The sequence below is a fragment of the Amycolatopsis sp. NPDC058278 genome, assembly GCF_042881395.1.
GTDB lineage: Bacteria > Actinomycetota > Actinomycetes > Mycobacteriales > Pseudonocardiaceae > Amycolatopsis.
In genome coordinates this window covers 1-14052 of sequence record NZ_JBHVXZ010000181.1, presented here as the reverse complement: position 1 = coordinate 14052, position 14052 = coordinate 1, and the positions used below count along the sequence as shown (strand labels likewise).

The 14052-nt window shown below is 71.7% G+C and carries 10 protein-coding genes; 3 read left to right on the top strand and 7 right to left on the bottom strand.

Features of this window, described 5'->3' with window-relative positions; all coding sequences use genetic code 11:
• Positions 1-398: 398 nt before the first annotated feature.
• A complete protein-coding gene (locus ACFVYA_RS46450; protein ID WP_387054555.1) occupies positions 399-1328 on the bottom strand; it encodes a type II CAAX prenyl endopeptidase Rce1 family protein in 930 nt (309 codons plus the stop codon).
• 398 nt (positions 1329-1726) lie between these two features.
• On the opposite strand from ACFVYA_RS46450, the gene ACFVYA_RS46445 reads away from it, so the two are divergent.
• Complete coding sequence (locus ACFVYA_RS46445; RefSeq protein ID WP_387054553.1) at positions 1727-2932, top strand: sensor histidine kinase; 1206 nt, start codon at positions 1727-1729, stop codon at positions 2930-2932.
• A complete protein-coding gene (locus ACFVYA_RS46440) occupies positions 2923-3558 on the top strand; it encodes a LuxR C-terminal-related transcriptional regulator (protein ID WP_387054551.1) in 636 nt (211 codons plus the stop codon). Before ACFVYA_RS46445 ends, ACFVYA_RS46440 begins: the two co-directional genes overlap by 10 nt.
• Positions 3559-3577: 19 nt before the next feature.
• Here the strand turns inward: ACFVYA_RS46440 and ACFVYA_RS46435 are convergent, their stop codons facing one another.
• The 6 genes from ACFVYA_RS46435 to ACFVYA_RS46410 all read right to left on the bottom strand — a co-directional run bounded on the left by ACFVYA_RS46435 (position 3578) and on the right by ACFVYA_RS46410 (position 12360).
• Positions 3578-5647, bottom strand: a complete 2070-nt coding sequence (locus ACFVYA_RS46435; RefSeq protein ID WP_387054549.1) for a PQQ-dependent sugar dehydrogenase — start codon at positions 5645-5647, stop codon at positions 3578-3580.
• A gap of 36 nt (positions 5648-5683) precedes the next feature.
• On the bottom strand, positions 5684-8497 hold the full coding sequence (locus ACFVYA_RS46430) for a glycoside hydrolase family 2 TIM barrel-domain containing protein (protein WP_387054547.1): 2814 nt from the start codon (positions 8495-8497) through the stop codon (positions 5684-5686).
• A gap of 212 nt (positions 8498-8709) precedes the next feature.
• Positions 8710-9213: a MarR family winged helix-turn-helix transcriptional regulator gene (locus ACFVYA_RS46425; RefSeq protein WP_387054545.1), complete on the bottom strand. Its 504-nt coding sequence runs from the start codon at positions 9211-9213 to the stop codon at positions 8710-8712.
• A gap of 90 nt (positions 9214-9303) precedes the next feature.
• A complete protein-coding gene (locus tag ACFVYA_RS46420) occupies positions 9304-10251 on the bottom strand; it encodes an NmrA/HSCARG family protein (protein WP_387054543.1) in 948 nt (315 codons plus the stop codon).
• Between the two features lie 139 nt (positions 10252-10390).
• A complete protein-coding gene (locus ACFVYA_RS46415) occupies positions 10391-11329 on the bottom strand; it encodes an NADP-dependent oxidoreductase (protein WP_387054541.1) in 939 nt (312 codons plus the stop codon).
• A 152-nt stretch (positions 11330-11481) separates the two neighbouring features.
• Positions 11482-12360 carry an alpha/beta fold hydrolase gene (locus ACFVYA_RS46410; RefSeq protein WP_387054540.1) on the bottom strand — a complete coding sequence of 293 codons (879 nt, stop codon included), beginning with the start codon at positions 12358-12360 and terminating at the stop codon, positions 11482-11484.
• Positions 12361-12472: 112 nt separating this feature from the next.
• On the opposite strand from ACFVYA_RS46410, the gene ACFVYA_RS46405 reads away from it, so the two are divergent.
• On the top strand, positions 12473-14052 hold a 1580-nt coding region (locus ACFVYA_RS46405), incomplete at its 3' end, for a BTAD domain-containing putative transcriptional regulator (RefSeq protein ID WP_387054538.1).

Sequence of the window (14052 nt, the reverse complement as noted above, 5' to 3'; positions counted from 1 at the left end):
CAAGGCGGCACCATGACCACCACCAACGCCCCCATCACCGCCAACACCCCCAACAACTGCGTCGGCAGCGTCCCCGCCGTCCCCAACTGCACCGGCTGACCACCGCGCCGAACCCCGCGGCCCGCAAACGGATCCAACCCAACACAAAGGAGAACCCATCATGGGAATCGTCATCATCGGCGGCCTGCTCGACTCCGTCGTCGGCATCGTCAACGGCGCCGTAGTCGCCATCACCAGCGCCGCCGGCGCCGTCCTGCTCCCCCTCCTGCCGCTGTAACAACCACAGCTCGACCACCCCGACCTCCGCAGGCCACCCGGCCGGCGGGGGCCGGGGTGGATAGGCCCTCGGTCGGCCGACGGTGTTCACCCCTTTGGCCGTGATCCGACACGGGATGGCGTCAACTACGCACAGGCGGCGCCGTGACCGGCGGTGCCGTTGTGACGATCTCGTCGCCTCGGTAGCCCAGACGACCCCGGGTCGCGATGAGGACCACCGCAGCCGCCAGCGCCGACGCGAGCAGGAACACCCACGCGACGTCGTCGGTTGTCGCACTGGGGAAGAGGTCCGCCCATGCGATCGAGATGGTGTTGTTCACGCTCGTGTGCACCAGCATCGCGATCGGCAGGCTCTGGCCGCTGCGGTTGAACACCCACGTCATCACAATGCTGAACAGCGTTGTCGTGGCGATGAACTTGACGATGGTCCAGACCGTTACGTCCGGCCATTGGCCCCACTCCGAAAAGAACAGCGGCAGGTGCCACAGACCCCACAACGGACCCAGGATCAGCGTGCCGCGCAGCGGGCCGAACTTCGGCTGCAGGTATGGCAGGGCGAAGTCGCGCCAGCCGGGCTCTTCCGCGAGACCCGTCGTCACCATCTGGAACGCCAGGCCGGGGAGCAGGGCCACGAACACCGCCGCGCCCGGGAGGTGGATGTCGCCGCCGCTCAGAGCCACCCCGGTCAAGATCATCGCCGCCGGGACGCCGAGGATCGCTCCCACGTACCAGCGCCAGTTCACGTTCCACTTCAGCAGCCGGCCGGCCCAGCGCCGCAGGCCCGGCCGGCCCTCGGCGGCCGCGGTGACGAGGAACGCCGCGAGGATCGGGCCGAGGTAGGCGCCGGGCAGCACGCCGAGCAGCTGGGTCGTGCCCATGATCTTCGGGAAGTCGATCTCCGGTTCCAGGCCGAGACCGTTCATGCCCAGCACGTACGGCGTCCACGCGATCCAGCTCAGCGCGAACGCGAGGGTGAAGAAGCTGACGAGCGGGTACCGGGCGATCAAGCCGCGGATTCCGCCGTGCGGCGCGATTCGCTGCGGAACAGCCATGATGGTCCTTTCTCAAGTGGACAGTCGGTCGCCGACGCGCATGGCCGCGACGGCGGCCGCGAGGAACCCGGCGTAGAGCAGGGGCAGCGCGGTTCCGGGCAGCGGTTGCCCAGCCGCAGCGGAGCACGACGTTCTGCTCGACCGTCAACGCGTCCAGCAGGTAGCTTCACGGCGGTCATGGGCCCGTCCGGGCCGGGCCAGAGCACGTTCCTGCTCTGCGCCGTTCGCGACTGCTGTCATCGCTGGTGTCCTCCCCCTGCTTTCCGGTGACTCCGACGCTAGGGGCGGGAAGGGCACGGCACACTGGCCTCTGCACCCGGACCGGTGGTGTAGCCAGCTACACCCCGCCGGCGGGTTCAGTAGAGTCCTGGCAGGACCGCAGGCCCCGGGGAGCGGCGATGAGGACAGCGATCAAACGCAGCACCGCCGCCACCGCGGTGCTCGCGTCGGGCCTGCAAACGGCGTTGCCCGCGCTGGCCGGCGTGCTCGTCCTGCCGTTGCTGGTGGTGCTGCTGCCGTTCGGGCCGGCGGTGCTGAAGCCGGTGCGCGTCCTGGCCGGGCTGGAGCGCGAGCGCGCCGGGCGGCACCTGGGGTATTCCCTGCCGGAGGCCGCCCACGCCGAGAGCGGTGGCCGGGTGCGTGCGCTGTGGGACCCAGCGACCTGGCGAGCTCTGCTGTGGATGGTGGTGCACGGGTTCGCGGGCACGTTCCTCGGCCTGCTGGGCATCACGCTGTGGCCCGCGATCGTGGCGAGCGCGACCATGCCCCTGTACTGGTGGCTGTTCCCGCCGGAAAGCTTCACCGGGATGTACGTCGTCATCCGGACGTGGCCGCAGGCCCTCACCCTGCCGCTGCTGCAGGCCGCGCTCTACGCCGCCGCGGTGGTGTGGCTGGTACCGGTGATCGCGAGCGGCCAGCTCCGGCTCGCGCGGTCGCTGCTCGGGCCGAACGAGGCCGAGCTGCTGGCCCGGCAGGTCGAGCGGCTCACCGAAACGCGGGCCGAAGCGCTGGAATCGCACGGCGCCGAGCTCCGCCGCATCGAGCGTGATCTGCACGACGGCATCCAGGCGCAGCTGGTCGCGGTCTCGGTGCGCCTCGGGCTCGCCGCGCGCGCCCTGGCGGCCGAGCCGGACAGCCCCGCCGCTGCGCTGCTGCAGGACGCCAGGACGGGCATCGAAGACTCGCTGGGCAACCTGCGCAGCATCATCCGCGGCATCTACCCGCCGATCCTCGCCGACCGCGGCCTCGCCGGCGCCGTGCACGCGCTGGCGGGCGGCCAGCGCATCCCGGTGACCGTGCGCGTCCCCGACGACCTGCCGCGGCCGCCGGCGGCGATCGAGGCGGCGGCCTACTTCGTCATCGCCGAATCGCTGACCAACGTCACCAAGCACAGCACCGCCGAGCACGCCGAGGTGGCGCTCGACGGGGACGGGAAGAACCTGCGGGTGACCGTGCGCGACGACGGCCAGGGCGGCGCCGATGCCGATGGTGGAAGCGGGCTGTCCGGCATCCGGCACCGGGTCGCGGCGCTCGACGGCACCGCGCGGATCGACAGTCCGGTGAACGAAGGAACGACGATCGAGGTACTGCTGCCATGCGGATAGTGCTCGCCGAGGACAACGCCCTCCTGCGCGAGGGGATCTCGCTGCTGGTCAAGAGCGCGGGACACGAGATCGCCGGGATCGCGGCCAGCGGCCCGGAGATCCTGCCGGCGCTGCTGGAGCACCGGCCGGACATCGCGGTGCTCGACGTCCGGCTGCCGCCGACCTTCCGCGACGAGGGGCTGCGCGCGGCGATCGAGGCCCGCGAGCACCTGCCGGGACTGCCGGTGCTGGTGCTGTCCCAGTACGTCGAGCAGGCCTACGCCAAAGAGCTGCTGGAGACGGGCGCGGCCGGCACCGGCTACCTGCTGAAGGACCGGGTCGGCCGGGTCGAGGAGTTCCTGGACGCGCTCGACCGCGTCGCGGCCGGGGGCGCGGCCCTCGATCCCGAGGTCGTCTCGCAGCTGATGAACAAGCGCGACCCGCTGCAGAGCCTCACCGCGCGCGAGCAGGAGGTGCTGCACCTCATGGCCCAAGGCCACGACAACCTCACGATCGCCGCGGAACTGGTCGTCACCGAGCGCGCGGTGAACAAGCACATCGGCAACATCTTCCGCAAGCTCGGCCTGCCCACGAGCGACAGCGGCCACCGGCGGGTGCTGGCCGTGCTCGCGTACGTCAACGCCTGAACCCCGCCGGTGAGCGCGGCTACCCACCCAGTGCGACGTGGAAGATCTTCTCGTTGCTGTTGTCGGGAGTGCTGTCCTTGTCGCCGTTGTTGGTGGTGGTCAGCCAGAGACCGCCGTCGGGTGCGGGTTCCACGGTGCGCAACCGTCCGTAGGTGCCGTTGAAGTACGCCTGGACGTCGGTCAGGTCGCTGCCGCTGATCACTTCGCGGTACATCCGGGTCCCGCGTTCGCAGGCGACGTAGAGCACGTCGCGGACGATGGCGATGCCGGAGCAGGAACCATCCGCCGTGGGATAGGTGTGCTTGGGTGCGATGAAGCCCGCGGTGCCGCACGTTCCGGACGTGCCTTCACACGCCGGCCAGCCGTAGTTGCCGCCCTTGGTGATCAGGTTGGTCTCGTCCATGGTTCCGTCGCCGAACTCCTGTTCCCACAACCGTCCTCGGGAGTCGAACGCGAGACCCTGCGGGTTGCGGTGGCCGTAGCTCCACACGTAGTTGCCGAAGGGGTTGTCCGCAGGCACGGTGCCGTCCGGGTTGATGCGCAGGACCTTGCCGTTGAGGCCGGCGGTGTTCTGCGCGTTGTTGCCGTTCTGGGCGTCACCGGTGGTGGCGTAGAGCTTGCCGTCGGGCCCGAAGCGCAGCCGGCCGCCGTTGTGGTACTTGTTGCGCAGCAACCCGCTGACCAGTACCTGTTCGGTGGCCGTGCTGAGCCGGTCGTTCTCCAGCTTGATCCGCACGATCCGGTTGTCGGTCGGCGAGGTGTGCATGATGTAGAGCCAGTGGTCGCCGGCGAAGCCGGCCGAGATGGCGAGGCCGAGCAGGCCGCCCTCGCCGTCGGTGTTGTCCACGCCGGGAACCGTGCCCACGCTGGTCTTGGCGCCGGTGGCGGGGTTCAGGTGGACGATGTCGTGGGCGTCGCGCCGGGTGTAGAGGATCGTGCCGTCCGGCAACGTCACCAGGCCCCACGGGATATCCGTGTCGGTGGCGATCTGCGTCACCGCGCACACGGAGTCGCCGCAGGCCGCGCCGGTGGTCACGGTCGTGGTCGCACTGTGCGGCGACACGTTCGCCTGCGCGTCCCGCGCCACGACGTAGTACGTGTAGCTCGTGTTCGCGGCCAAGCCACTGTCGACGAAGGTCGTCGCGGGCGGCGCGGTGGCGGTCCCGGTGACGGCACCGACCTTCGTGCCGCCCCGGTAGACGTCATAAGCCCGGACGCCGATGTTGTCCGTGGCCGCGGCCCAGTTCAGGGTCACCGTGGTGCCGGATGCGGCGCCGGTCAGCTGCGTGGGCGCGCTCGGTGCCTGGGTGTCCGGCCGGCACTGCGGGGGCGTGATCGAGACCGTGGTGCTGGCCTGGGAGACGTTGCCCGCGGCGTCGCGGGCGTTGACGTACAGGCCCCAGGTCGCACCGGCGACGACCGTGAGGCTCGTCGACAGCGTGCTCCCGCTCACCGACTTCATCGACTGGCCGTCGTGGTAGACGTCGTAGAACGCGACGCCCACGTTGTCGGTGGCGGCGTTCCACGAGAACGTCACCGCGTCGCAGACCAGGTCGCTCACCCGTGGGTTGCCCGGCACGCTCGGCGGCTGGGTGTCGGCGCCGAGGGAGGTCCGCCACTTCTGGTTGCCTCCCCCGGTGCAGGTGTACAAGCCGACCAGGGTGCTGTTCGCGGTCCCCGCGCCGGTGACGTCCAGGCAGAGGCCGGACTGGACGCCGGTGATGGTGCCGTCGGCGTTGACCCGCCACTTCTGGTTGGCGCCGCCGTTGCAGGGGTAGATCTGCGCGTCGGCGGGGGACGTGGTGCTCGCGCCGGCGACGTCCAGGCACATCGCGGGGTCGTACACCCGCAGTTCACCCGCCGCCGTGAACGTCCACGCCTGGTTGGCTTGGCCGTTGCAGTCGTAGATGTTCACCCGGGTCTTCGGCGCGGTGCCGTTGCCGACGACGTCCAGGCACCGCCCGGACGCCACGCCGACCACGGTCGCACCGGGAGCCGCCGCGGCGGCAGCGGGCACGACCGCCGTCACCGCGGCGACGGCCGCGAAAACCGCGCCCAGGACACGCCGGCGGGAGTTCAAGGGGGTCATTCTCAAGACCTTTCGCTGTGGTCCGCTCGAGATGCCTCACGCGTCGAAGCGGAAGTGCACGGTGCGGTGGTAGTCGCCGGTGGCGGCGTTCGGGCGGCTCTCCGGGCCCAGCGACGCGACGCCGTGGAACTTGTTGCCGATCGGCGCGATGCCGTCGAGGAAGGAGATGCTGCCGGCCGGGTACGTGACGACGGCGTTCTGCGGGTCGGGCCCCACCTTCGGGGTGAACAACCGCAGGAACAGGCCCTCCTCCGCGGCGACCACCGTGACCGCGCCTTCGGTGGTCTCCAGCACGGCCCAGCAGGTCCGGGCGTGGTAACCCTTGAACTCCGGGTACTGGTACCCGCTCGCCCCGGTCGCGGTGTCGTTGTACGGCTTGCGCCAGACGTCGGGCTGCACCCCGCGCAGCCGGTTCTTGTAGACGCGGTAGGGCCCGTCCCCGAGCCACGTCAGGCCCCGCACGTTCGCCTCCGGGTAATCGAAGTTCACGCCGAGGTGGTCGTGGTCGCCGGTGGCCCGGTAGCGGTACTCCAGCCGCAGCCAGCCGTTGGCGTCCAGCCGCCAGCGCACCGACGACAGGTCGCCGCTGTAGTCCGCCTGGGCGACCCAGCCCGTGCCGTCGCGGAAGTGGCTGAACGCGGTGAGGGTGGCCGCCCCGCCGGCCGGGACGGGCCCGTTGGCCAGCGACACCGGCGTGCTGCCTCGGCGCACGCCGCTCAGCCGCCCGCTGGCCTTGCTGATGGTGATCCGGGTGGCCCCGGCGATGAGCGTCACCTCACCGGCGGTCTCCGCTGCGGTGACGCTCCCCGTGGTCGCCGGGCGGACCAAGAGGGCGGCGTAGTCCGGGGCCTTGCGGATACGCCACGTCCAGCCGGTGATGGTCCGGCCGGTCGGGTCGGTGACACTCAGCTGCAGCGCGTCGGCGCCGGTCCAGTCGGCGGGCAGGCCGAGCGCCAGCACGCCGGTGGCTCCCGGCGCGACGTCCGGCGCCTCCGCCTGGCCTTGGGCGAGGACCTGGTGGCCGGTTCCCGCACCCGGCCGGGGAAACGCCAGCAGCTGCCAGCTGAACCGGCACGCGCGGAGATTCGTGAAGTCGTACCGGTTGACGAGCTTCACGGTCTTGTCGAACGACGCCGGGAAGACCGAGTCGTAGTAGGAAGGATTGGCCGGCTGGACCGGCGACCAGATGTCCTTGATCGTGAAGAAGCTGCCTTCCTTCTCGCGGTAGGGCCCGAGGATGCCGTCGGGAGCGCGGCTGCCGTTGGTGTCGAGGACCCCGCCACGGTCGTCACGCACGACGCTTTCGTCGACGAGTGCCCAGATGAACCCGCCCGCCGAACGCTGCGACCCACCCATGAGCTTCCAGTAGTCGTTCAGGCCGGCTCCGGCGCCGCCGTCGTAGAGGCCGTGCAGGAACTCGGTCGGCATGAAGATCGTGCCGCCGGCGACCTTGCTCGCGGTGCTGTTGTAGGTCTGGTAGTGACTGGTGTCGATGCCGCTGAACGTCGTCCACGGGTGCAGCACCGCCCGCCGCTGCGGGTCGTACTGCGCGAAGTCGTCGTCCAGCGCGGTGTTCCAGCCGCCTTCGTTCCCGTTGTCCCAGAAGAGGATCGACGGGTGGTTGACGTCGCGCTCCACCAGGGCCTCGACCAGCGGTGCCCCGACACCCTCGTCGTAGCGGCGCTGCCAGCCGGTCAGCTCGTCCAGGACGTAGAGCCCCAGCTCGTCGCAGAGGTCGAGGAAGAACGCGTCCGGCGGGTAGTGCGACATCCGGACGGCGTTCATGTTCATGTCCTTCATCAGCCCGATGTCCAGCCGGGCGAGCCGGGGACTGGACGCCCGGCCGGACGTCGGCCAGAAGGTGTGCCGGTTCGCTCCTTTGAGGACGATCCGCTTCCCGTTGACGTACACGCCGTCCCCGGTCCGGACCTCGACCGTGCGGAAGCCGAAGCGCTCGACCGTGCTGTGCAGCGGTACCCCGGCGGCGCTCGCGAGCGTCAGCTCGACCTGGTGGAGGTTCGGCGTCTCGGCCGTCCAGAGCAACGGCCCTGCCGCCGTGGTGGTCAGGGTCGCGCTGGTCGCACCACTCGCGACGGCAACCGAAAAGGCGGCCCCGACGGACGTGCCGTCCAGCCGGCGCAGCTGCGCGGTCAGCCGGGCCGCCGCGGTCACCCCGGCGAGCGTGACGCGGGCGGCGAAGGTCCCGTCCGCCCGGGCGTCGATCGCGACGCGGTCGATCCGGGCGGCCGGGTACGCCTGCAGCGACACCGGCCGGAAGATCCCGCCGAAGTTCCAGAAGTCGCCGCGACGCTCGGCGTCGTTCACCGAGTTGTCGGCCGATTCCTTGCTGACGGTCACCTCGAGCAGGTTCTGCTCCCCGAGCCGCAGCAACGGCGTCACGTCGTGGCGGAAGCGGTAGAAACCGCCCTGGTGCACCGGCCCCGCCGAGACGCCGTTGACCCGCACGTCGGCGTCCGTCATCGCGGCCTCGAACACGAGGAAGATCCGGCGCCCGGCCCAGGACGACGGCGGCGTGAACCGGTGGCGGTAGTTCCCCTTCTCCGCCGGCACCGGATCCCCGCCGTAGTGGTAACTGCCGAAGCCGTGGCACTCCCAGTTCGACGGCGTCGGGATCGTGCCCCACTCCCCCGCCCGCCGGCCGGCCGTCACCTGGAACTCCCAGTCGACCGGGTGGTCGGCGTCGCAGCCGGTGAGCACCATCGTCTCGGTCGCCGGACCGGCGAGCGCCGCACCGGCCGCTCCCGTCGAAGGGACACCGAGCGCGGACAGTCCTGCGGTGGCGGCTCCTGCCGTGCTGATCGACAGCGCCGTGCGACGAGTGAATTCCACTGGGTCTCCAAAGGACTGAGAGGGGAAGTCCGCCGACGTGCACAGAGACGCGAAACAGGCTGGCAGTTCAGCTTGATATATGACACATCATACGACGAGAACGGGCGCGCAAGCGGACAAACCGTCGGACAAGTCGCGACGTCGTCGTCCCGCAGTGCCGGCCGAACCGCGCCGCGGCGGCCGTCCGCAAGGCGGCGGTGAGCCCGTGGACCTCACCCTCCGCTTTTGCGGCGGCGAGGCGCGGCTGAACGGGGTGGGGTCGAGCGCATGTGGTCGCGCACCGGCGCCAGGAGGCCGGCGAGGGTCTTGACGTCGTCGTGGGAGAGCGGTTCGAACAGCAGGCCGCTGACCACCTCGATGTGCCCGGGCAGCACCTGCGCGAGCCGCGCCCGGCCGGCGTCGGTGATGGAGACCGTGACGCTCCGCTCATCGTCCGGGGACGGGGTACGCACCACCAAGCCCGCCTTTTCGAGCAGGCCCGCCTGGTACGTGAGGCCGCTGCGGCTGTAGACGACGCCGTCGGCCAGGTCGGTCATGCGGTGGCTGCCCGTCGGTGCGTCCCCGAGGCGGGCCAGCAGCTGGAACTGCACGTAACTGAGCTCACCGGCTTCGCGCAGCTGCTGCTCGACCGCGTGCCGCAGCAGGCTGGTCACCTCGATGAGGTCGAAGTAGGCGCCCAGCTGCACGGGGTCCAGCGACGGCGGCGAATCCGGCATGGCTCCCAGCCTACTGCTTCGAACTCGAAGGATCCACCGGTGACCGGCGCAGCCCGTCCGGCGAAGTACGAATCCGCCGGCGGCCGGCGGTCATGCGGGCTTGACCGCCTCGACGTGCTCGTCCAGCCAGTCGCGGAAGGTCTGCAGGCGCGGGTTGAGCGCCCGGACCAGGTCCAGGTCGCGCGCACCGACGAAGTCGCGCTCGCCTTCGACGTAGAACTGGAACATGTTGCCGAACTCGTCTCCCAGGGGCAGTCCGAGCGAACGGAACTCCTCGTGCGTGAGCGGCCGGTAGCCGACCGGCTCACCCAGCGCGTCGGCGAACGCGGCGGCGTACTCGGCGCCGGTCAGGTGCTCACCCGCGATGCTCACGGTTTTGCCCACGTACTCGTCGCCGGCGGCGAACACCCCGTAAGCGGTGCGGCCGATGTCCTCCGCCGCGATACCCGCCAACCTGGCCTCCCCCATCGGCAAGGTGAGCACGAGCCGGCCGTCCTCACCCCGCACCGGCCCGGAACCCTGGGTGAATCCTTCCCAGTAGAAAGTGCTCCGCAGATAGGTCGTCGGCACACCCGAGTCGCGGAAGAACGCGTCCGCCTCGGCCTTGGCGTCGAAGTGCGGGACCGTGTAGCGGTCCTGCAGCACCGGGACCCGCCGGTCGGATACCGGAATGACCTCGCGGGTGTCCTCCAGGGTCGACCAGACGACGTGGGCGACCCCGGCCGCTTTCGCAGCTCGGGCGGCTGTCGCGGCCTGTGCCAGTTCGACGTCGGCGGACATGGACTCCCAGAAGTTGGTCACCACGAAAGCGCCGTGCGCGCCCTCGAACGCCTTCCGCAGCGACTCCTCGTCCTCCAGAGTCGCCTCCACCACCTCGACGCCACGCTCGGCCAACGCCCGGGCCCTCGCCGAGCCCGCGTTCCTGGTGACCGCCCGGGCGGCGAACGGACCCCCGGGATCGTCCACAATGGCCCGGAGGAGACCTCCTCCCTGAGCACCCGTCGCACCCAGCACCGCGATGATCTTCTTCTCGCTCATGAGCATTCCCTTCAAGGTTTCAGATCGACTCGAGGACCCGGACTCGGTCGGCGATGGCCCGCCGGGCAAGCCGGGCCGGGGCCGGCGGCCCCGGCGATTGCAGGATCCGAGCTCAGAGACACGGTTCCTGTCTTCCGAATCAGGCGGACGGGACGACGACCTTGCCGTGCACCCCGCCTTCGGCGGCCCGGGCGTGCAGCGCCGGCAGCCCGGCCAGCGGCACCCGCTCGGCGATCTCGACGCGCAGCTTCCCGCCGTCCACCAACCCCACCAGCTGCGACAGCTGCCCGGCGTCGCTGCGGACGAACAGGTCGATGCCGCGCACGCCACGCTCTTCGTCGGAGGGCGCGGGCATCCACACCGTCGTGTTCACCAGAACCCCGCCGGGACGGACGACGGCGGCCAGCGCGGTGAGTTCGGCCGGGTCGACCGGGGCGAGGTTGAGCACCACGTCGACCGGCTCGGTCACCGCCGCGGCCACGCTCGTGGTGGTGTGGTCGACGACTTCGTCCGCACCGGCGGACTTGACGGCTTCACCGCTGCGCGGGCCGGCCGTGGCGATCACGTGGGCACCGGCGTTCTTGGCCAGCTGCACGGCGTAGCCGCCGACCGCGCCACCGGCGCCGTTGATCAGCACCCGCTGCCCGGCCGCCAGCTTGCCGTGCTCGAACAGCGCCTGCCACGCGGTCAGGCCCACCAGGGGCAGCGCGGCGGCGTCGGACAGCGGAATGCTCGTGGGTGCCGGCGTCAGGACGTCGGCCGGCGCGAGAACGTACTCGGCGGACGCGCCATCGTCGGTCATCGGCAGGAAACCGATGACCGTGGCACCGACCTCGAGGCCGTCCACACCCTCACCCAGCGCGTCGACCGTGCCCGCGACGTCGCGGCCCGGCGTGTGCGGAAGCACCACCGGCATGGGGCCGCGCATGGTGCCCGCCCGCACGCTGGCGTCGATGGGGTTGAACGACGTCGCAGCGACGCGGACCCGGACCTGCCCGGCTGCGGGAACCGGCTGCTCGACGTCCTCGTAGCGCAGGACGTCGGGGTCGCCGTACTCGTGGAAACGCACTGCCTTCATCGGAAGTCTCACTCTCACTTCGAAGTGCTTCAAACTTGAAGCAACTACGAACAAGGTATCGTTGATTCGAATTCAAAGCAAGTGAGATGGCTCACTGCCCGGGAGATCAGCACCGCGGCGAGCTCGGCGGCGGCTTGGGCGAGGCCGTCACGTCAGCGAGCCAGCAGATCCCGGATCGCCGCCGCGATCTCGTCCGGTGCTTCCTCGGCCATGAAGTGCCCCGCGCGGGTCAGCCGGTGATCCAGGTCCGGCGCCCACGCCTTCCACACCGCGGCCGCGTCGTAGCCCAGCTGCGCGCCCCAGTCCTGCTGGACGACCGTCACCGGCATGGCCAGCTGCGAACCGGCGTCCAGGTCGGCCTGATCGTGCGTGACGTCGATCCCCGCCGAGGCCCGGTAGTCCGCGACGATCGACGGCACCGCCGCCGCGCTCGCCCGCAGGTACTCGGCGCGGACCTGGGCCGGGATCGCCGCCGGGTCGTTGGCCCAGGCGTCGAGGAACGAGCCGAAGAACGCGTCCGCGCTGTTGGCGATCATCGTCTCCGGCAAGCCGGGCGGCTGCGCCATCAGGAAGAGGTGGTAGCCGACCGCCGCCGGGACGCCGTGCAGGACGTTCCACATGTCCAGCGTCGGGACGACGTCGAGGATGCCCAGGTGCGAGACGGTCTCGGGGTGGTCCAAGCCCGCCCGGAAGGCGACCAGGGCGCCCCGGTCGTGGCCGACGAGGGCGAAGCGCTCGTGGCCGAGCGCCGCCGCCAGGGCCACGACGTCGGCGGCCATGGTGCGCTTGGCGTAGACGTCCTCGCCGGTGGCCGGCGGCTTGTCGCTGGCGCCGTAGCCGCGCAGGTCCGGGCAGATCACCGTGTGCTCGCCGGCGAGGCGCTCGGCGACGTGCCGCCACATCAGGTGCGTCTGGGGGAAACCGTGCAGCAGGACCACCGGGCTGCCGCTGCCGCCGACCGCGGCGGCCAGCTCGGCACCGCCGGCACCGGGCAGGCGGATGTGGTCGAAACCGGGAATGGAGAGTGTCATCGGAGGCCGTCTTCCGGATCGGGAACGTGAACTCGGCCAGCGTGGGCGACGGCGATCAGCAACCGATCAGTGCGCCGAGGCGCACCCGGTCGCGGGCACGGATGATGGGCGCATGCGAATCGACGTGCTCGGCGCCGTGCGGGCCCTCGGCGACGACGGCACCCCGGCCGACCTGGGCGGTCCCCGCCACCGCGAGGTGCTCGCCCGGCTCGTCGCCGCCGAGGGGCGGATGGTCCCCACCGACGTCCTGGTCGGCGACCTGTGGCTCGAGCCGCCGGCCCGCGCGGTCGGGGCGCTGCGGACGTTCGTCGCCGCGCTGCGCCGCGCGCTCGAACCCGGCCGGCCACCCCGCACGCCGCCGCGGGTGATCGTCACCGAAGGTCCCGGTTACGCGCTGCGCCTGCCCCGCGAGCACGTGGACGTCCACCGGTTCGAGGACGCCCTCGCCCGCACCCGCCGGGCCCCCACCGCGGTCACCGACCTCGACGCGGCGCTCGCGGCCTGGCGCGGGCCCGCCTACGCCGACGTGCCCGACTCGCCGTGGGCGCAGCGGGAGCGGAACCGGCTGGAGGAGCTGAGACTGGCGGCGCTGGAACTGCGCGCCGGCATCCTCCTCGACTCGGGGGAAGGCGCCGATCTGGTCGCCGGACTCGGCGCGCACGTCGCCGAACACCCGTGGCGCGAGCCGGCCTGGGGACTGCTGGCCCGCGCCCTGCACCGCGCGGGCCGCCAGGCCGACGCCCTCGCCACCCTCCGCCGCGCCCGCCACATGCTCGTCGACCAGCTCGGGCTCGACCCCGGAGCCGACCTGCAACGCCTGGAGGCCGACCTCCTCACCGGACCCGCCGGCGGCACACCGGGCGCGTGGACCGGCCCGGGTGCCCGGCTCGGGCCGCGCACCACCGTGGACCTGGCGCGCACGCTCGCGCTGGCCGGCGGCGACGCCCTCGTCCACTCCCGGCGCGACCGCCTCACCGCGATCCAGGCGGCCGAACGCACCGGAGACCGCCGGCTGACCGCCCGGATCATCGGCGCCTACGACGTGCCCGCCATCTGGAGCCGCGCCGACGACCCCCAACAGTCGCGGGCCGTCGTGGCGGCCGCCGAACGCACCCTCACCGCGCTCGGTTCGGACGGCCCCGCCGACCTGAAGGCACGTCTCCTGGCCACGATCGCCGTCGAAAGCCGCAGTGCCGACCTCGCCGCGGCCGAGCTGAGCCGCGCCGGGCAGGCAGCGCACCAGGCCGAGGCACTGGCGCGGGAGCTGGCCGATCCCGCCCTGCTGGCGTTCGCGCTCAACGGCGTGTTCCTGCAGTCCTTCACCCGCCCCGGCCTCGCGGCCACCCGAGACCGGATCGGCGCCGAACTCCTCGACCTGGCCACCCACCACGACCTGCCGAACTTCGCCGTCCTCGGCCGGCTCGTCCGCCTGCAATCCGCCTCGGCCCGCGGCGACCTCGACGCCGCGGCCGCGCACGCCACAGCGGCCGACGAACTCGCCGCCACCACGGAGGCTCCCCTCGTCGCGGTCCTCACCGCCTGGTTCCGGGCCCGGGTGACCGCCGCCCGCAGCACCGAACCGGGCGGACCGACGCCCGCCGCCGCGGCGGCGGCGGTACCCCCCACCGCCGAAAGGCGACGGCCCGCGCGGCGGCCGGGCCCGGACCCCCCCCGGGTAACCAGCGCCCGGGG

Coding starts and splice junctions, on each gene's coding strand:
- ACFVYA_RS46450 (WP_387054555.1), bottom strand. CDS start 1,328: ATGGCTGTTCCGCAGCGAATCGCGCCGCACGGCGGAATCCGCGGCTTG.
- ACFVYA_RS46445 (WP_387054553.1), top strand. CDS start 1,727: ATGAGGACAGCGATCAAACGCAGCACCGCCGCCACCGCGGTGCTCGCG.
- ACFVYA_RS46440 (WP_387054551.1), top strand. CDS start 2,923: ATGCGGATAGTGCTCGCCGAGGACAACGCCCTCCTGCGCGAGGGGATC.
- ACFVYA_RS46435 (WP_387054549.1), bottom strand. CDS start 5,647: ATGACCCCCTTGAACTCCCGCCGGCGTGTCCTGGGCGCGGTTTTCGCG.
- ACFVYA_RS46425 (WP_387054545.1), bottom strand. CDS start 9,213: ATGCCGGATTCGCCGCCGTCGCTGGACCCCGTGCAGCTGGGCGCCTAC.
- ACFVYA_RS46420 (WP_387054543.1), bottom strand. CDS start 10,251: ATGAGCGAGAAGAAGATCATCGCGGTGCTGGGTGCGACGGGTGCTCAG.
- ACFVYA_RS46415 (WP_387054541.1), bottom strand. CDS start 11,329: ATGAAGGCAGTGCGTTTCCACGAGTACGGCGACCCCGACGTCCTGCGC.
- ACFVYA_RS46410 (WP_387054540.1), bottom strand. CDS start 12,360: ATGACACTCTCCATTCCCGGTTTCGACCACATCCGCCTGCCCGGTGCC.